Raw genomic sequence first — 17,844 nt, forward strand, 5'->3', positions numbered from 1 at the left:
TTGGGCGATCTGACAGGTTAGACACATGCTGCGCGGCTTGGACATCCGGGACATGCTGATTATCGACCGGCTGGAGCTTGAGTTCCGACCGGGCCTGAACGTGCTGACGGGCGAAACCGGGGCGGGCAAATCGATCCTGCTGGATTCGCTGGGGTTCGTTCTGGGCTGGCGCGGACGCGCCGATCTGGTCCGTCAGGGGGCTGAACAGGGCGAGGTCACAGCGACCTTCGATCTGCCTGACGGCCATGCTGCCCATGCAATTCTGGAAGAAGCCGGGATCCCCACGGGGCCAGAGCTTTTGTTGCGGCGCGTAAACACATCAGACGGACGCAAGACCGCCTGGATCAACGACCGCCGCGCCAGCGGTGAAGTGCTGCGCGCCCTGTCCGATACGCTGATCGAATTGCACGGTCAGCACGACGACCGCGGCCTGCTGAACCCGCGCGGACATCTTGCGTTGCTGGACGCTTTCATGGATCAGCCCGATCTGACCGCCGCGACCCGCGACGCCTGGCGCAAACGGCGCGAGGCCGACAAGGCCCTGACCGCCGCCCGCGCAACTCTGGAAGAGGTTCAGGCCGAAGAAGAATTCCTGCGTCATGCCGTGGCCGAATTTGACAAGCTGGATCCGCAGCCGGGTGAGGATGAGGCGCTGGATGCCCAACGCCGCATGATGCAGGCCGCGGGCAAGGTCCGCGACGATATCGCCCGTGCGGGGCAGGCGCTCGGCTCTGACGGGGCGGAAAGCCTGCTGACCGACGCGCTGCGCTGGCTGGAAGACGCCGCCGAACATATGGGCGACCGTCTGGACGGGGCCATTGCCGCACTTGGCCGGGCGGCGACGGAACTGGGCGAGGCCTCGGATCAGGTTGACCGCTGCATGGACGATCTGGATATCGATCCACTGGAGCTTGAGCGGACCGAAGAACGCCTGTTTGCCATCCGCGCCCTGTCGCGCAAACATAGCATCGTGCCGGATGACCTACCCGCTTTTGGCGACACGCTGCGCGATCGTCTGGCGCGGCTGGACGGCGGGGCCGACGACATCAAGGATTTGGAGGCCGCGTTTCAAGCCGCGACCCAAGCCTATGACGCCGCCGCCGATCAGTTGCGTGCTGCCCGGGCCGAGGCTGCTAAACGTCTAGACGCCGCCGTCATGGCAGAACTTGCCCCGCTAAAGATGGAGAGGGCGGTTTTCACCACCGATCTTCGACCCACCGATCCCGGCCCCGATGGCGCGGATGAAGCAACGTTTACCGTGGCCACCAACCCCGGTGCCCCGGCGGGCGCGTTGAACAAGATCGCATCGGGCGGGGAATTGTCGCGCTTTTTGCTGGCGCTCAAAGTCTGCCTGCGCGGCGAACGGTCTGACGCGACAATGATATTTGACGAAATCGACCGTGGTGTCGGCGGCGCGACAGCCGATGCAGTCGGTCGCCGTCTGGCACAACTGGCCGCGACCGGGCAGGTTCTGGTGGTGACACATTCGCCGCAGGTGGCCGCCCTTGGTGCGCATCACTGGCGGGTGTCGAAACAGGTGCAGAATGACGTCACCCTGTCGACAGTGACGCCACTGCAGCAGGATGACCGTGTCGATGAAATCGCCCGGATGTTGTCCGGCGATCGCGTCACGCCAGAGGCGCGTGCAGCCGCCTTGGCCTTGCTGGGATAACAAGAACCCCGATCAACCAGAAGCTGACCGGGGCCCACCGAAGCACTATTTACTGTTCTTTTGCTACGCCTGTTAACCTTGTGGGCGCATACCCCATATGGGTGATTTTTCTGGTGCGGCGAAAATTTAATCCCTGTCCAAGTGGTCTGCCGGCCCCATCAGCCGTTCCATCCATTGCAAAACCGTGAAGGTGTGTTGGAACAGCACAAAGACCCCTGCGTTTTCAAGGGTTTCGATCCGCACGTCCGGATAATCTTGGAGGAATTCCAGCCGGGTCTGCGGTGCCACGCTTTGATCCTCTGCGCCGATCAGATCGACCACCGGGATGTCTCGGCTCATTTGGCGAAAATCGTCGGCCCAGGTTGGAGTGTGAAACAGCAACACGTCCTGCGCATAGGCGTCGACCGCGTCCACGCCGTCGCCCAAAACAATCTCTGACCCGCAGTCGATTGCGTCGAAGACGCGTGGAATCCGCGTCACCTCGATATCCGACGGTGACCCGGCATAGACTGCACGGACAAACCCTGCCTTACCGAGCTGCCGCGCCATGGCAAAGCCCGCGTGAACCGCAAAGTTGAACAGATGTGGCGCAAACCGCGCGGTCCCAAGGGCAAAGCGATGCCAACGTCCCATGCGGCCATATTGCTCGGGTCTCGTGAAGGGGAGGGCGGCAGCACAGCCCAGCACACCCAGAACCCGATGCGGCGCATATTTATAAAGCTCAGAGGCAAAGATCATGTCCTCGTCCAGAACCAGCAAGTGGACCGCATCGATCCCCAGATGGTCCAGCAGGGCGATGGCATCGCGCGTAACTTCGTCCAGCCGGTTGGCCGAGGCCGGCAATGGGTCTGACCAGCCATAGCCGGGCCGGATCGGCACGATGACCCGGATGTCAGTACGTCGCGCCGTCAGCTCTGCATCAGCAGGCCAGCGGGACAGCCCGAAGTTCGAACACATATAAATCAGGGGGCGACCCTTGGGATCGCCAAACTCCAGATAATCCATCTTGCGCCCACCGGGGCGATCCAAACGGTGGAACGGCAACTCAGGCAGTTCCAGTCCGGCACGTGATACCGGCATCTGGCTGGTCCCATGCCCTGCGTCGGCCCCTGCATCTGGCAGCACCGTTGTCATCAGGGCAAGTCGCACCAGATCGGACTGGCTGTTGCTTTCCGTCTTCGTCATCAACGACTTCATCTGAGTGCGTACTGTGTTCAGCGACCTATTGCGCAGCGCTGCAATCTCGGCCGGGGAATGGTCCAGCGTCAACAGGGTCAGCACCTCGACCTCTGCCGCTGACAGGCCCAGCAAATCCCGCAGGCGATCCAGCCGGTCGGCGGACAGGTGCAATTCGGTCGTCGCCACCAGAACATAGCCTGCCTGTGCCTCGTCTTCGCTGCGCACAAGGCTGACAAGGATCGGTTTGTCGGTTTCACGGTGCCGGGCGCGGATGACGCGCGGGGCGGCTTGGCCGCGCTTGCGGAACAGGTCTTTGACGGCACTTGAGAGGGCCGTAATGTCTTCGTCACGGGCGCGAAGCGTCGACAGGTTGGATCCGCGGGTCACCCCAAGTTTGGCCCGCGCCCCACGGTTCGCCGCGGTCACCCGCAGATGACGATCCAGCGTGAAGGCCACAGTGCGCCGATAGGGCAAGAGCGCCAGATCCTCGGCCCGCATTACATTGGCGCCAAGGGTCTTGATCAGCAGCGTTTCGACCTGCCGGACATGTTTCAAAAACCCCTGAGAGCTTTTCGTGTCCCGGCGCACCCCGCTGGCGCCCGACCAGTTGGGGGCAAGCAGACGGTCCCAATGGTCCAGCAGGTCGGGCAGGGCGGATGGATCCAGCGCCAGCCCGTACATCCGGTCCAGCAACTCGGCGCGAAAGGCCGGGTCGTCCACGTCGGCCAGATCCGAATTAGCCGGATTGGCGTCGTCCATAGCTTTGCGAGTCGCGGTCACGCAGGCCCCCTGTACACAACAGCGACCGCCACGGTGATACGAAGGCGCGGCAGCCGTCAATGCGCCGCACCTGCTTTTTTGATAAAGTGATACTATTAAGCGTCAGGAACCAGCTTGCCCGGATTCAGCAGGTTGTCCGGGTCTAGCGCAGCCTTCAGCGCGCCCATGACGGCCCAAGCCTCTCCGTGCTCGGATGCCATGAAGGGCTTTTTGCCGACGCCGATCCCATGTTCGCCCGTCGCCGTGCCACCCATTTCAAGCGCGCGGCGCACCAGCCGGTCGGCGGCTTGCTTCACGCGCTCCAACTCGGCCGAGTCGTTGGGATCGAACAACAGGATCGCGTGAAAGTTTCCGTCGCCCACGTGGCCCAGGATCGGACCGCGGATGCCATGGGCCTCCAGGTCCTCTTGAGTCGCCTCGACCGCTTCGGCCAGCCGCGAAATCGGCACGCAGATGTCGGTCACCACCGCGCGTGTGCCGGGGCGTTCCTGCAGGATCGCCCAATAGGCATTGTGGCGCAGCGTCCACAGCGCCTTGCGTTCTTCGGCGTCCGCCGCCCATTTGAACCCACGCCCGTTGTGGTCGGCCACGATCTCTCCGAAACTTTCGGCATCTTCCTGCACCGAATTGGCAGAGCCGTGGAATTCGATCAGCAGGTGCGGCACCTCGTCCATGCCCGCCCTGGCGTAGCTGTTGAATACGTTCACCGTCGCCGCATCGACGAATTCGATCCGTGCCATTGGGATGCCCATCTGGATCGCATCCGTCACCGCGCGCACCGCGTCGCCAATGGTGTCAAACGCACACACGGCTGATGTGATCGCCTCTGGCTGGCCATGCAGGCGCAGCGTCAATTCGGTAATCAGGCCAAGCGTGCCTTCGGCCCCGACGAACAACCCGGTCAGATCGTATCCTGCCGAAGATTTGCGCGCTCGGGTGCCGGTTCGGATGATCCGGCCATCGGCCAGCACGACCTCCAGCCCCAGCACGTTGTCCCGCATGGTGCCATACCGCACCGCCGTCGTGCCGCTGGCCCGGGTCGAGGCCATGCCACCGATCGACGCGTTGGCCCCCGGATCGACCGGGAAAAACAGCCCCGTCGCGCGCAGATCATCATTCAGCGCCTCACGCGTCAGGCCGGGTTGCACGCGGGCGTCCATGTCGCCTTGGCTGACCTCGAGGATACGGTTCATCCGGGCGAAATCCACCACGATACCCCCCGAGAAGGCCTGCGCCTGACCTTCCAGCGACGTCCCTGCGCCCCAGCCAACAACCGGCACACCATGCGCCGAGCAGAGCTTCATCAGCGCCGAGACCTCTTGGGTCGTTTCCGGATAGGCCACCGCATCGGGCGGGGTCAGGGGAAAATAGCTCTCTGATCCGCCGTGAGCCTTTAGTTCACCCTTGGACCTCGTGACCCGATCGCCTAATAAATCAGAAAGCTCCGGCCAAACCGCGTCTAGTGTCATAAGGTTATCCTACCCATAAAGTCTCGCCTTCTTAAATTAGGCGAAGGTCTTGGGAAAGGGCAGGGCGGGATCGGATAGGTCAGTCACATTCCCGAAGGGGGCCCCGAACACATGTCCGCGTCCAGCAGTTCCCAGCTTGCGGCCTATATGGCAAGCCTTTGGGACGTGGCGCGCACCGCATGGCGGGTGATCCGGACGCGCGGGCCAAACCAAGTCCAGTTCTGGTTGATCGCCATGGCGGTCGGGATCGCGGCGGGCTTTGCGGCACTGCTGTTCCGCAAGGGCATCGCGGCCCTGCAGGCGCTGCTCTACCGCGCTGAGGACCTTAGCCACCTGCACACATGGGCGGGCACCCTGCCGTGGTACTGGGTCTTGGCGATCCCGATCCTTGGCGGTCTGGTCGTGGGATGGATCCTGCACCTTTTCACGCCAGATGGTCGCGTGCGGTCTGTGGCCGACGTTATCCAAGGGGCGGCTCTGCACGAAGGTCGGGTCGAAGAACGCGCGGGCCTAGCCTCGGCCGCCGCCTCACTCATCACACTCGGCACGGGCGGCTCGTCGGGGCGGGAAGGACCGGTCGTACACCTTGCCGCCGTGATCTCAACCCGGGTGCTGAACTGGATCAAGGCGGACGGCGTGACGGGGCGCGACCTTTTGGGCTGCGCCGTGGCAGCGGCGGTCTCGGCCTCGTTCAACGCTCCGATTGCCGGGGCGCTGTTTGCGCTAGAGGTCGTGTTGCGCCATTTCGCGATCCACGCCTTCGCCCCCATCGTCATCGCATCGGTCGCAGGCACTGTGATCAACCGGCTGGAATTCGGCGGCGTGACTGAATTCACCCTGCCGGACGCGTCGTTTCTGCAGTTCTATCAGGAACTTCCTGCGTTCCTTTTGCTGGGCGCCACCTGCGGTGTTGTTGCGGGCGTGTTGATGCGGGCGATTTTCGCGGCCGAGGATTTTGCCACCCATGTGCAGGGCCAGACAGGTCTGCCCCGTTGGTTGCGCCCCGCCTTGGCCGGGGCGGTTCTGGGCGTCCTTGCCATCGGGTTCCCGCATATCATCGGCGTCGGGTATGAAACGACGTCAAACGCGCTGACGGGTCAACTGGGTGTCTGGGACGCGATCGTGTTTGCGGTGATCAAGACCGTCGCCGTGGCCGTAACCATCGGTGGGCGCATGGGTGGCGGCGTCTTTTCCCCGTCGCTGATGGTCGGCGCGTTGACGGGTCTGGCCTTCGGGCTGATCGCCACATCGGTGTTTCCCGATGTCTCGGGCTCATTGTCGCTATATGCCTTGGCAGGCATGGGAGGCGTGGCCGCAGCCGTGCTGGGCGCGCCGATTTCCACCACCCTGATCGTGTTCGAACTGACAGGGGACTGGGCCACCGGTCTGGCGGTGATGGTCACGGTCTCGATCTCGACCGCGATCGGCACCCGGTTGGTCGACCGCAGCTTTTTCCTCACACAGTTGGAGCGACGCGACGTGCACCTAGCCGCCGGGCCGCAGGCCTACCTGCTGGCGCTGTTCCGTGTGTCCGAGGTCATGCGCCCCATGGGCAGCGAACGCGCCCCATCCGCCGATGCCTGTTGGGAGCTGATCGAGGCAGGTGATTATGTTGACGCGCAGTCGACGCTGGAATCCGCATTGCCCGCCTTCGACCGCACCAGCGCGGTCTTCCTGCCGGTCGTGCAGATCACCAAAGCGAATGAGCCGCCCAAACTGCTCGGCGCGATCTATCACGTCGACGCACTGCGGGCCTACAACAGGGCCCTGGCGGCCACGGCGGCCGAAGAACACAGCTAAGACACAGGCCAAGGGTTTGAGGGGCGCGGCCCCTCAAACGTCCCGGGATATTTCTGGCAAGATAATAGGGTCAGACGCGTTCGACGGTGACAAAGTCGGTCGCGTAGAATGCGATATGGCCTGCGATCCGGTCGGCCCCGTCCAGCGGCGCCTCGTAGGACCACGCGGCGTTTTCCAGTGTGGTGGATTTCGTCACGATCGAGAAATAGGTCGCATCGCCTTTTTTCGGGCAATGACTGGTGTGATCGGTCTGGTCCAAGAAGGCCATGGCGATGTCGCTGCGTGGGAAATAGATGACGTCGGGATAGCCCGGTTCGGACAGTTCCAGCGCGTCACGGCTTTCGCCCAGCACGGCCCCACCGGCACGAACGGTCCAAGTGCCCGCGGCGTTACGGATGGTAATATCGGTCATGAACGGCCCTCCCCAAGGCGGTGTTGTTTTGGCCCGCGAAAGTCACAGAACTATGACGGCGGGCGTATACCTATAGCTTTTCTGTCGCAGCGCCGAACCATACCTCACATTCCGACGGGAGGAGATGGCCGATTTTGTCGCGGCAAGTCGCGTGGTAACTATCTATCCAGTCGCGTTCCTCTGGGGTCAGCAGACTGGTGTCGATCAGGTTTCGGTCGATCGGAACCCAGGTCAGGGTTTCGAACGCCAACATGTCACGCGCGTCGCCGCCCGGCAAGGGGGACGCAGGCTCTACCACGATCAGGTTCTCGATCCGGATGCCGAAGGCACCTTCGCGGTAGTAGCCCGGCTCATTCGACAGGATCATGCCGGGCATCAGGGGAACGTCGCCACCGCGCGCCAGCCGTTGCGGGCCTTCGTGCACGCACAGGTACGCGCCGACGCCGTGGCCCGTTCCATGATCATAGTCGAGGCCGTTCAGCCAAAGCGGATAGCGGGCCAGTGCATCCAGATGCGACCCCGCGACGCCCCGCGGGAAACGGGCACGGGAAATGGCAATCATACCTTTCAACACCAGCGTGAACGCGCGCTTTTCCGCGTCGCCAGCTTGGCCGACGACCAGAGTGCGGGTGATATCGGTGGTGCCATCGGGATATTGCCCGCCGCTGTCCAGTACGATCAGGGCGCCGTCTGTCAACTGGCGGTTGCTGTCCGTTGTCACCCGGTAGTGGGGCAGGGCACCGTTCGGGCCTGCGCCGGCAATGGTGTCGAAAGATATTTCGCGCAGCATGTTGGTGTCGCGGCGATAGCCTTCAAGCTGGGTGACCAGATCGATTTCGCTAAGCCCTGTCTTATCCGCACCGTCGTACCATGCGAGGAACCGACACATGGCCACGGCGTCGCGAACATGGGCATCCCGCATCCCCTGAAGCTCTGCCTTGTTCTTGCAGGCCTTGGGCAGACGGCAGGGATCGGCAGAGGGACGCGAAGTGATACCAAGCTCCTCTAGCATCAGGGTGACGGCGTGCGGCGTCGTTTGCGGATCAATCATCAAGGGTCCGCCGGTCGCCTCCAACACCTGACGCAACTCGGCCTCGGGCCGTATCTCGACCTGAGGACCAAGGTGGTCGCGAACCTCGGTGCATTTCTCTGGGTCGGTCAGCAGAACGGCACTGCCATCCGCGCGCAGCAGGGCAAAGGCATGGGCGATCGGGTTCCGCGGGATATCCGCGCCACGAATATTCAGCAGCCAGGCCACGCTGTCGGGCAGGGTGATCAGGGCCGCCGCCGCGCCCTTGGCCTGAATATCGCGGGCCAGTCGCGCCCGCTTCTCGCCATGGGGTTCGCCCGCGAAATCCAGCGGATGGGCCATAATCGGCTCTGCCGGAGGGGCGGGCTGATCGTCCCAGATCGCGTCGACCGGATTGTCGATCGGCTGAAACGTCAGCTGCGGCAGACCGTCCGTCAGTCGCGCAATTTCATCCATCGTATGCAACCAGGGATCAAAGCCCACGGTGCCAGACGCGCCCAATTCATCCCCTAGCCAGTCGATATGCGTGGTCATAGGCCAGTCGACGGGCGTAAAGTCCGGCGCAACCTGCGCACGCACTTGAACTTTGTAGCGACCATCGATGAACACGGCCGCCTTGGATTGGGTCACAACACAGAAACCGGCCGATCCGGTAAAGCCCGTCAGCCACGCCAGCCGGTCGTCGTGGGCGGCCACGTATTCGCCCTGAAACCGGTCGGCGCGGGGGACGATACAGGCGTCGACGCTTAAATCGCGCATCTTGTCCCGCAACCGGGCCAGACGCGGTGGCCCCTGATCCGGAGAGGACGGCGTGTCGAAACTTTGGAACATGGCGATACCCTGTCGATTGCGGATGGCCTTTCGGGCGAAGCGGGGCGCTGCCCCGCACCCCGGGATATTTTCACGACCAAAGAAGGATCAGGAGGCTTTCTTGATCCCCACCATCCGCGCGCGGGCCCGTGGGTCGCTGTCGAAAAGCGCGGCGAGTTGTTCGGTCATCGCACCGGCCAGCTGATCCACATCCGTGATCGTGACAGCGCGGTCGTAATACCGCGTCACGTCGTGGCCGATCCCGATGGCCAGTAGTTCGACCATCTTGCGTTTTTCGACCATGGCGATCACGTCGCGCAGGTGTTTTTCCAGATAGTTCGCCGGGTTGACCGAAAGCGTGGAGTCGTCCACCGGGGCCCCGTCGGAAATCACCATCAGGATCTTGCGCGCCTCGCGGCGGTTCACCATCCGGCGGTGTGCCCATTCCAGCGCCTCACCGTCGATATTTTCCTTCAAAAGGCCCTCTTTCATCATCAGGCCAAGGTTTTCGCGGGCCCGGCGCCAAGGAGCATCGGCGGATTTATAGACGATGTGGCGCAGGTCGTTCAGGCGGCCCGGCTGTTGCGGGCGACCGTCGTTCAACCAGCGCTCGCGGCTTTGCCCGCCTTTCCACGCGCGGGTGGTAAAGCCCAAAATCTCGACCTTGACCGAGCAGCGTTCCAGCGTGCGCGCCAGAACGTCGGCGCAGATCGCGGCGATAGAGATCGGACGGCCCCGCATGGAGCCCGAGTTGTCGAGCAGCAAGGTCACCACGGTGTCACGGAATTCGGTGTCTTTTTCGACCTTGAACGATAGCGGCGTCGTCGGGTTCGCCACAACGCGGGCCAGACGGCCTGCATCCAGAATGCCTTCTTCCAGATCGAACAGCCAACTACGGTTCTGCTGGGCCTGCAACCGGCGCTGCAATTTGTTGGCCAAGCGCCCGACGGCGCCTTTCAGCGGGTCCAGTTGTTGATCCAGATAGGCCCTCAGACGCTCCAGCTCGATCGGGTCGGCAAGGTCTTCGGCGGCGATTTCTTCGTCGAAGTCAGACGCGTAAACGGTGTAGTTCGGATCGGCCTCGGACGCGGGCGGGGGCGGCGGAGGCTCTAGCGGGGCCTCACCCTCGGGCATCTCTGCTTCTTCGCCCATTTCCTCGTCGGCCATGTCGTCCATGCTAACGCTGGCCTCGGACGGGTCCTGTTGTTCTTCCTGAGAAGATTCGGGGCTGGCCTCCTGATCCTCGTCATCATCGGAATCGCCGGTGCTGTCGGGCTGGTCCTCTTCTTCCTGACCATCCTCGGTCGCGTCCTGATCTTCGTCATCGGACCCATCGGGATCGTCCCCCAGCTGATCGCCATAGCCCAGATCATCGATGATCTGGCGGGCGAACCGGGCGAACTCGGTTTGATCAGACAGCTTCTCACCAAGGTCTTCCAGCGTGGTGCCGGCCTGTTGTTCGATGAACCCGCGCCACAGCTCCATCACGTTTTCCGCGCCTTCGGGCATCTGCCGGCCCGTGGCAAGGTGTCGGATCAGGTATCCGGCGGCAACGGGCAGGGGAGCATCGGCCATTTGGGTGATACCGTCATAGCCTGCGCGCTTGGCCTCGGCCCCGATCTTGGCGTCGATGTTGCCGGCGGTGCCGGGCATGTCGCGGGCGCCCATCGCTTCACAGCGGGCGGTTTCCATCGTTTCATATAGATCGCGCGCCATCTGCCCGGTGGGGGCGTATTTCGCATGCGTCGCCGCGTCATGATAGCGGTGGTGCATCGCCAGCGCATCGGCGGTGCCACGGGCCAGCAGCACCTCGTCCTTGGTCATGCGACGGCTGACCTGAGGCAGGCGCATGTTGTCGCCGGACTTGCCCGCCGGATCGACGGAATAGCTGACGTTCAGATCGGGATCGTCGGCAAGAACCTTGGTCGCTTCGGCCAAGGCCTTTTTGAACGGATCGGCTGGGTTATCGCTGGATTTGCTCATGTCAGAGGTAAAGCATTCCGCGCCGGAATCGGCAAGACCCTCAGCACCACGGTCGGAGGCCCTGTCGGCTCGGGTGAACGGCTGGCCAAGGCCGCTCATCCAGTGGGGTATCCGCAAGGGCGTGCATGCATCCTGACATTGGTCCGCAGGTGCGGCGCCAGGTCAAGCGGTCAGACGCCGGGCAGCAGGCGCGAACAATGACGCAGCGACGATTGCGCCAGGCGCAGGGCGCGGTCGGCGATGGCGGGGTCTGGGTTGAATTCGGCCCGTTGCAGAAGCGCGGCCTGGGCCATCTTCGCCTCAATCCGCAGGGCGAGGATCAGCGGCCCCTGATCGGGCAGCCGGACCGCATCCACCAGATCGACCATGGCGCGGCGTTGTTTGCTGGCCTGATCCGCGTCGCGCCCCATCAGCCAGCGATGTTCCACTTCGGCCGAATAGCGGCCTGCACAGGTGGCAAAGGTCATCACGGGATTGGAGAGCGTGTCTGGCGAATGGCCCGGATCGGCCCGTCCGGGTCCCGGGGGAACCAGCGCGAGCAGTGCGATGAGGAAACGCATCAGGGCCATGGTACCAGAGTAAACTAAAGCGATTAAACGCCGGTTAAACCCATCGTGCGGTGATTTTCCCGACCTCTCAGTTCCTGCACATGCGGTGTGCGGGCATCGGCGTTTCGCTTTGCCGGGAAGGGCTTAGCTTAGGGTTACGAAACGCGAACAACAGGAGAGACCCATGTCTACCACCCCCCGCATCGCCCTGATTATCACCTCGACCCGTGACAGCCGTTGGGCTGACGTGCCCGCCCAGTGGATGCTGGAAAAGGCCAAGGCCCGTACCGACATGGATGTCGAGCTGGTTGATCTGAAAGACTACGACCTGCCGCTGTTCAACGAACCCGCGTCGAACATGTGGATGCCGACCGAAGACGAAAACGCCATCAAATGGCAAAAGAAACTGGCCGAATTCGACGGCTTCATTTTCGCCGTTGCAGAATACAACCACTCGATCTCTGGCGCGCTGAAGAATGCGCTGGACCAAGCTTACAACGAATGGGTGCACAAGCCGATGACGGCGATCGCCTATGGCTCCATGGGCGCTGCCCGCGCGCTGGAGCATCTGCGCAACATCGCGGTCGAACTGCAGATGGTGCCTGTTCGGGGTGCCGTGCATATCGGCGGCGCCGACTTCTTCACCGTCCACCCCCTGGGCGGTGGCAAGGACCTGTCCGAGATCGAGGCGAACATCGCTCCCGCAGCCGATGGTGCGCTAGACGATCTGGTCTGGTGGGCGAACACCACCATGGCCGCACGCGCCAAGGATGCTGAAACCAAAGCTGCCTGAACGGGCATGGATCGGGCGGGGCAACCCGCCCGATCTGCATATCCGCCTATGCATTGGGCGGTGACGTTGCGGAACCCCTGTTTTTAGAGGTATTTCCGCATCACCTTCATCTTCTGACACATCTGCATTCTTTGTGACCCGATCAGGCTTCTGTATTGCCTAAAGAAAAAATACAGGAGCAGTTGATGATCGGAGTCCTTCTTCAGGGCGTCCTAGAGACACAGGCGAACTTTATCCTCGCGGCAGCGGGGGTCTGTGTTCTGACGGCCTTCACGCTTGTTCTGCTGATGCGGAACACGGATATCGCCAGCAAACGCCAGAAAACATACGCCGCGATCTGGACGGCCCTTGTCGCCGGCGTAGGTGTCTGGACCACCCATTTCGTTGCCATGATCGGCTATCGCCCGGACGCGGCGCTGACCTATGATCTGTCGCTGACCACACTGTCGATCTTTGTGGGCGTCCTTGGCATCGGCATCCCTGTCGCCGCCAGCATCTTCGCCACGCAAGCTGGCACCCGCATCATTCTGGGCGTTGTTGCAGGCCTCGGCGTCGCCGCGATGCACCTGACGGGGATGAGCGCGATACAGAATTGCCTTGCCACCTATAACCCGCTGGTTCTGATCGCAGGCGTCGCGGCAGGCATCGCGGGATTTGTCGTGGCCCTGCAGCACCATGATGACAGTCGCCGGTCACAGTTGATCAAATCGGCGGGCATCGTTCTGGGCGTCTGCGGGTTGCACTTTATCGCCATGGCCGCGGTCTCGCTGGATCAGACCGGAACCTCTCTGGCGGGGATAGGCGGGTCGTTCCTGTCGATCATGGTGGCTGTCGTATCCCTTGGGGTCTTCACCATGTCCGTGCTTGCGACCTTCACGCACCGCCGGACGCTTGCCATGACCCGCGCCGGATACTGAGCGAGGCCATGCACAAAGAAAAACCGGGGCCGCCAATGGCGACCCCGGTTTTTGTTTGTTTGGTGACCTAGTCTGGCGATCCAGCCTTACGCAGCGGTCGAGGCGGCGCTTTCCGGCAGTTCTTCGTCAAAGCAGCGCTGGTAGAATTCGGCCACGGTCTGACGCTCCAGCTCATCACATTTGTTCAGGAAGGTCAGGCGGAAGGCATAGCCGACATTGCCAAAGATCTCGGCGTTCTGGGCCCAAGTGATGACAGTCCGGGGCGACATCACGGTGGACAGATCGCCGTTCATGAAGGCCGTCCGGGTCAGATCGGCCAGATGCACCATCTGGCTGACGGTCTTGCGGCCCTTTTCGTTGTTGTAATGCGGCGCCTTCGACAGAACGATGTTCGTTTCGGCGTCGTGGGACAGATAGTTCAGCGTCGCCACCAGCGACCAGCGGTCCATCTGCGCTTGGTTGATCTGCTGCGTCCCGTGGTAAAGGCCCGTGGTATCCCCCAGACCGACGGTGTTCGACGTGGCGAACAGGCGGAAATACTTGTTGGGGGTGATGACCTCGTTCTGGTCCAGCAGCGTCAGCTTACCGTCGGTTTCCAGAACACGCTGGATCACGAACATGACGTCCGCGCGGCCCGCATCATATTCGTCGAACACGATCGCGGTCGGGTTGCGCAGCGCCCAGGGCAGGATGCCTTCGTGGAATTCGGTGACCTGCTTGCCATCTTTCAGCTTGATCGCGTCTTTCCCGATCAGGTCGATCCGGGAAATGTGGCTATCAAGGTTCACACGAACGCAGGGCCAGTTCAGACGAGCGGCAACCTGTTCGATATGCGTGGATTTACCCGTACCGTGGTAGCCCTGCACCATGACGCGGCGGTTGTGGGCAAAGCCCGCAAGGATCGCCAGCGTGGTTTCGGGATCGAACTTATAGGTCTGGTCCACCTCGGGAACGCGGTCGGTGCGATCCTCGAATGCTTTGACCTTCATGTCGCTATCAATGCCAAAGATTTCTCTGACTGAGATCTCTTCGGTCGGTTTTGCATTGATATCGGTCATTCCCTCGGCCATCGTTGCCTTGTCCTTCTGCCTGACGGGTCTAATTCCAGACCCAGGCTGCAACATATCGCAGCGACACCTGAGGGAAAGGGCAAAATGGCGGGCGAAACGCGACGTTTCGCGCCACTGCCGTTGGAAGGGGTCTATGGCGACCATAGAAGAGATCGAGGCCTACATAGACGCCACCGCCGCCGGGGACCGGACGGCGTTTTCTGCACTGTATCAGAATACATCCGCGAAACTCTTTGGAGTCGTGCTGCGTATATTGAGGTCAGAGGCAGAAACGGAAGAGGCCGTACAAGAGATATACGTCAAGATCTGGCGCAATGCCGACCGCTACCGGGCAGGGGGATACAGCCCCATGACGTGGTTGATCACCATTGCCCGCAACCACGCCATCGACCGCCTTCGGGCACGACGGGCGCAGGGGGCCGGTATCGACGAGGCAGAAGAACTGCCTGATGCCGCGCCGGGGCCGGAAGCACTGGCCATGGCGTCGTCGGACAGGGCACGGATCGTGGACTGCTTTGGACAACTGCCTCTGGACCGGGCGGAGGCCGTGCGCCGCGCCTACCTGGAAGGGGAAACCTACGCCGAACTGGCCGCCCGGTTCGAAGTGCCGATAAATACGATGCGAACATGGCTGCGCCGCAGCCTGATCAAACTGAAGGAATGTCTGTCTGAATGACCGAGACGCCCGACATACGCGACGATGACGACCGCATTCTTGCGGCGGAATACGTCTTGGGTCTGATGACCCCGGCGCAGCACCGCGCGTTCGAAGAGCGTCTGGGCGGCGACGCGGCATTGCGGGCCTTGGTCGCGGCCTGGGCCGAGGATTTCGTCGATCTGACGCGGGACATTCCGGAACACGCCCCGCCGCAAGACCTGTGGCGCGCGATCGAGGCGCGGCTGGATCAGCCCATGACCCAAACGCCGCGCCGCCCGTGGTACGTCAGCCTGCTGGGCTATGCCGTGGGCGGTGTCGCTGCCGCCGCGCTGGCGTGGTTCGTGGTGACATCGCAGACCCTGACGCCGCCGGTGCCGGAATTCGCCGCGCAGATTGCGGCCGAAGACGCCTCGATCCAATTCGCGGCGGCCTATGACGTGGACACTGGCACACTTCAGGTGCAGCGCCAGTCCGGTGCCGCCGCCCCGGGCCGTGCGTTGGAATTTTGGCTTATCGCCGACGGCGACGCCCCTGTGTCGATCCTTGTCTGGCCCGACGGTGGCGAGTCCGAAGCCGTCACGCTGCCCGCCGAACTGGGTGCCAAATTGCCCGGCGCCGTGCTGGCCATTTCCGACGAACCCCCAGGCGGCTCTCCCACGGGACAGCCAACCGGCGCCGTGCTGGCCGTGGGTCAGGTGCAAGAGGTCTAGCGTTTCCGCAGTAAGCCCCCTAGCGTCTGAAAGCGCAGTCAAAGGGGATGCCAATGCTGGAGCTCAGGCCGAATTGCGAATGGTGCGACAAGGACTTGCCGCCCGACAGCATGAACGCGCGTATTTGTTCTTATGAATGCACCTATTGCGCGGATTGTGCTGACACTGTGCTACACAACGTTTGCGCCACCTGCGGTGGCAATCTGGTCCCGCGCCCCATTCGCCCGCGACTAAACTATCGCGACGGCAAGGCGCTCGGGCTGATGAACCACCCCGCATCGACCACGCGCATTCAGTCGCAATGGAGCCAGAAACAGGTCCGCGAACAATCTGATCGTTTGAAAGACGTGCCGCCCGACCAGCGCTAATAAGGCATGACCGGGCGTTTCGCGATCGACAACCGTTACTTAAAGTTCCGGCTGTCTTTGATCTGATCCCAAGCCCACATCACCAGCTGCAGCTGTTCTTCTTGGCTCCGGTCGCCGCCGTTCATATCCGGGTGCAGCACCTTGATCAGCGCCTTGTAAGCCTTGCGCACCTCGGCCTTGGACCAGTGATCCTTGGCCTCCAGAATTTCAACCGCACGACGTTCGGTCGACGGCAGGCGCTTGGTCGTGACCCCGGCGGCATTCTTGCCGGGGTTGCGGGTGGCATTGCCGCCCAGAACCTGATGCGGGTCGTCAATGCCCAGACGGGCCCAGGCGCGCGCTTCGGGGTCGGTGAACGACTTGGTTTCGCGTTCCCAAACCTTGTCCTTGGACATCTGGGCATTCATCTCGGCCTCGGTCGTGCCGTCGAAGAAATTCCACTTCAGGTTATACTCGCGCACGTGCTGCTGGCAGAACCAGTAATAGTCGTCCAGCACGTCCGGCGCTTTGGGTGCGCGGAACTTGCCCGGCTCTTCACAACCCGGGTGTTCGCACAGCTTTGTAGAGGTCTCCGAGGCACCCGACATGCCCCGCCGTCCACGGGTATTCTTCTTTTTCGCCGAAGAAACCGACATGTCGAATCCGAAGGGGTCCGTTTTACTCATGCGATGTCCTTTCCGAGTCAGGCGATGCAGTTTAAACTGACTTTCCTAAGATTGAAGAGGCGAGGCACAAAAAATGTCGAGAACCGAGACAATACGCGACAAGTTGCAGACGGCGTTTTCGCCCGAAGCCTTGGAAGTCATTGACGAGAGCGAAAAACATATAGGTCACGCTGGCTATCAGGAAGGCGGAGAGAGTCACTTTCACGTGCGGATGAGCACATCTTTCTTCGAAGGCAAATCCCGGCTCGCGCGTCACCGCGCGGTGCACGATGCCCTAGGCCCTGAGCTGATTGGGGAAATCCACGCCCTGAGTATGGATCTGACGACCTGAACGGTCTTATTCGGCAGCAGACCGGCGCATCGGCGTGACGTTTCCGTCGTCGGCCTGCCCCTCTTCCTGACCTTCGTCCTCGGCCAGATCGTCGCCTGATTGTACGGGCGCCTGATCCGCTGACTGACCCGCAGGAAACAGCCGTGCGGCACGGCGGCGCAACAGCGCGCTTAGCCCGTGGTCCGCGTTGGGATCGCGGCGTTCGCTGTCTTCTTCGTCATCATCGGGCGTGGGCAGCAACAAGGTCGGGGTCGCGGGCTGATCCAGCAGGCGGGGATCATAGGCGCCCAGATCGTCACGTTTCTTGCGACGAAAGATCAGCAGGCTGCGATACACGGTGGTGGTCGAGCTTAGCCCGGATCGTTCTTCGGACGGCAGCGTCTCGGCCCGCTGGTATTCCCAGCCTTCGGCCGCCAGATCGTTGATCGCCTGTTCCAGAGAATGGGCAAACCGCCCGTCGGCGCCTTTGACGCCGGGGCCCCGCGCGCCTTTGCTTGGTGCGGTGATCACCTTGTATTCATAACTGCCCATGCCGAACCCGTGCCCGGGAACCGGCCCTGTCCGACCGGTTCGCAACTCATTTCTTAACGAACTATCAACCAACTACTCCAAAAAGACGACCGCCTATTTGGAAACAAACCGTCCCTGT

General features: G+C 62.3%; 17 protein-coding genes. 8 read left to right on the forward strand and 9 right to left on the reverse strand.

Annotated features, from left to right (window positions below; all coding sequences use genetic code 11):
• Positions 1-25 precede the first annotated feature (25 nt).
• Positions 26-1,672, forward strand: a complete 1,647-nt coding sequence (gene recN, locus ACI3GR_RS03185; protein ID WP_407492542.1) for a DNA repair protein RecN — start codon at positions 26-28, stop codon at positions 1,670-1,672.
• Between the two features lie 126 nt (positions 1,673-1,798).
• On the opposite strand, the gene ACI3GR_RS03190 is transcribed toward recN, so the two are convergent.
• Entirely contained in the window at positions 1,799-3,631 is a 1,833-nt protein-coding gene (locus ACI3GR_RS03190; RefSeq protein WP_407492543.1) for an alpha/beta fold hydrolase, read from the reverse strand.
• Between the two features lie 95 nt (positions 3,632-3,726).
• The gene (locus tag ACI3GR_RS03195) at positions 3,727-5,100 is read right to left on the reverse strand and encodes an FAD-binding oxidoreductase (protein WP_407492545.1); all 1,374 of its coding nucleotides are present in this window, start codon (positions 5,098-5,100) and stop codon (positions 3,727-3,729) included.
• Between the two features lie 111 nt (positions 5,101-5,211).
• On the opposite strand from ACI3GR_RS03195, the gene ACI3GR_RS03200 reads away from it, so the two are divergent.
• Entirely contained in the window at positions 5,212-6,900 is a 1,689-nt protein-coding gene (locus tag ACI3GR_RS03200) for a chloride channel protein (RefSeq protein WP_407492546.1), read from the forward strand.
• A 70-nt stretch (positions 6,901-6,970) separates the two neighbouring features.
• On the opposite strand, the gene ACI3GR_RS03205 is transcribed toward ACI3GR_RS03200, so the two are convergent.
• The 4 genes from ACI3GR_RS03205 to ACI3GR_RS03220 form a co-directional block, all read right to left on the reverse strand.
• Positions 6,971-7,312 (reverse strand): DUF427 domain-containing protein, encoded by a 342-nt coding sequence (locus tag ACI3GR_RS03205; RefSeq protein WP_407492548.1) that lies wholly within the window; start codon positions 7,310-7,312, stop codon positions 6,971-6,973.
• 70 nt (positions 7,313-7,382) lie between these two features.
• Positions 7,383-9,173, reverse strand: coding sequence for an aminopeptidase P family protein (locus ACI3GR_RS03210; RefSeq protein ID WP_407492550.1), 1,791 nt, complete (start codon positions 9,171-9,173; stop codon positions 7,383-7,385).
• An 87-nt stretch (positions 9,174-9,260) separates the two neighbouring features.
• On the reverse strand, positions 9,261-11,135 hold the full coding sequence (gene cobT, locus ACI3GR_RS03215) for a cobaltochelatase subunit CobT (RefSeq protein ID WP_407493590.1): 1,875 nt from the start codon (positions 11,133-11,135) through the stop codon (positions 9,261-9,263).
• 170 nt (positions 11,136-11,305) lie between these two features.
• Entirely contained in the window at positions 11,306-11,695 is a 390-nt protein-coding gene (locus tag ACI3GR_RS03220) for a hypothetical protein (RefSeq protein ID WP_407492552.1), read from the reverse strand.
• A 172-nt stretch (positions 11,696-11,867) separates the two neighbouring features.
• On the opposite strand from ACI3GR_RS03220, the gene ACI3GR_RS03225 reads away from it, so the two are divergent.
• Positions 11,868-12,476: an NADPH-dependent FMN reductase gene (locus ACI3GR_RS03225; protein ID WP_407492554.1), complete on the forward strand. Its 609-nt coding sequence runs from the start codon at positions 11,868-11,870 to the stop codon at positions 12,474-12,476.
• Between the two features lie 185 nt (positions 12,477-12,661).
• The gene (locus ACI3GR_RS03230) at positions 12,662-13,393 is read left to right on the forward strand and encodes an MHYT domain-containing protein (protein WP_407492557.1); all 732 of its coding nucleotides are present in this window, start codon (positions 12,662-12,664) and stop codon (positions 13,391-13,393) included.
• A gap of 86 nt (positions 13,394-13,479) precedes the next feature.
• Here the strand turns inward: ACI3GR_RS03230 and cobS are convergent, their stop codons facing one another.
• Positions 13,480-14,463, reverse strand: coding sequence for a cobaltochelatase subunit CobS (gene cobS, locus ACI3GR_RS03235; protein ID WP_407492558.1), 984 nt, complete (start codon positions 14,461-14,463; stop codon positions 13,480-13,482).
• A 133-nt stretch (positions 14,464-14,596) separates the two neighbouring features.
• On the opposite strand from cobS, the gene ACI3GR_RS03240 reads away from it, so the two are divergent.
• The 3 genes from ACI3GR_RS03240 to ACI3GR_RS03250 are packed head-to-tail and all read left to right on the forward strand — an operon-like array spanning position 14,597 to position 16,199.
• Positions 14,597-15,139 carry a sigma-70 family RNA polymerase sigma factor gene (locus ACI3GR_RS03240; RefSeq protein ID WP_407492560.1) on the forward strand — a complete coding sequence of 181 codons (543 nt, stop codon included), beginning with the start codon at positions 14,597-14,599 and terminating at the stop codon, positions 15,137-15,139.
• The gene (locus ACI3GR_RS03245; protein ID WP_407492562.1) at positions 15,136-15,831 is read left to right on the forward strand and encodes an anti-sigma factor; all 696 of its coding nucleotides are present in this window, start codon (positions 15,136-15,138) and stop codon (positions 15,829-15,831) included. Before ACI3GR_RS03240 ends, ACI3GR_RS03245 begins: the two co-directional genes overlap by 4 nt.
• Positions 15,832-15,884: 53 nt before the next feature.
• Positions 15,885-16,199: a DUF1272 domain-containing protein gene (locus ACI3GR_RS03250; protein ID WP_407492563.1), complete on the forward strand. Its 315-nt coding sequence runs from the start codon at positions 15,885-15,887 to the stop codon at positions 16,197-16,199.
• A gap of 35 nt (positions 16,200-16,234) precedes the next feature.
• On the opposite strand, the gene ACI3GR_RS03255 is transcribed toward ACI3GR_RS03250, so the two are convergent.
• Positions 16,235-16,864: a DnaJ domain-containing protein gene (locus ACI3GR_RS03255; RefSeq protein ID WP_407492565.1), complete on the reverse strand. Its 630-nt coding sequence runs from the start codon at positions 16,862-16,864 to the stop codon at positions 16,235-16,237.
• 73 nt (positions 16,865-16,937) lie between these two features.
• Between ACI3GR_RS03255 and ACI3GR_RS03260 the strand changes: the two genes are divergently transcribed.
• A complete protein-coding gene (locus ACI3GR_RS03260) occupies positions 16,938-17,195 on the forward strand; it encodes a BolA family protein (RefSeq protein ID WP_407492567.1) in 258 nt (85 codons plus the stop codon).
• Between the two features lie 6 nt (positions 17,196-17,201).
• On the opposite strand, the gene ACI3GR_RS03265 is transcribed toward ACI3GR_RS03260, so the two are convergent.
• Entirely contained in the window at positions 17,202-17,726 is a 525-nt protein-coding gene (locus tag ACI3GR_RS03265; protein ID WP_407492569.1) for a DUF4177 domain-containing protein, read from the reverse strand.
• Positions 17,727-17,844 lie beyond the last annotated feature (118 nt).

The sequence above is a fragment of the Pseudooceanicola aestuariicola genome (assembly GCF_045763785.1).
In the GTDB taxonomy this organism is placed as follows: domain Bacteria; phylum Pseudomonadota; class Alphaproteobacteria; order Rhodobacterales; family Rhodobacteraceae; genus Pseudooceanicola.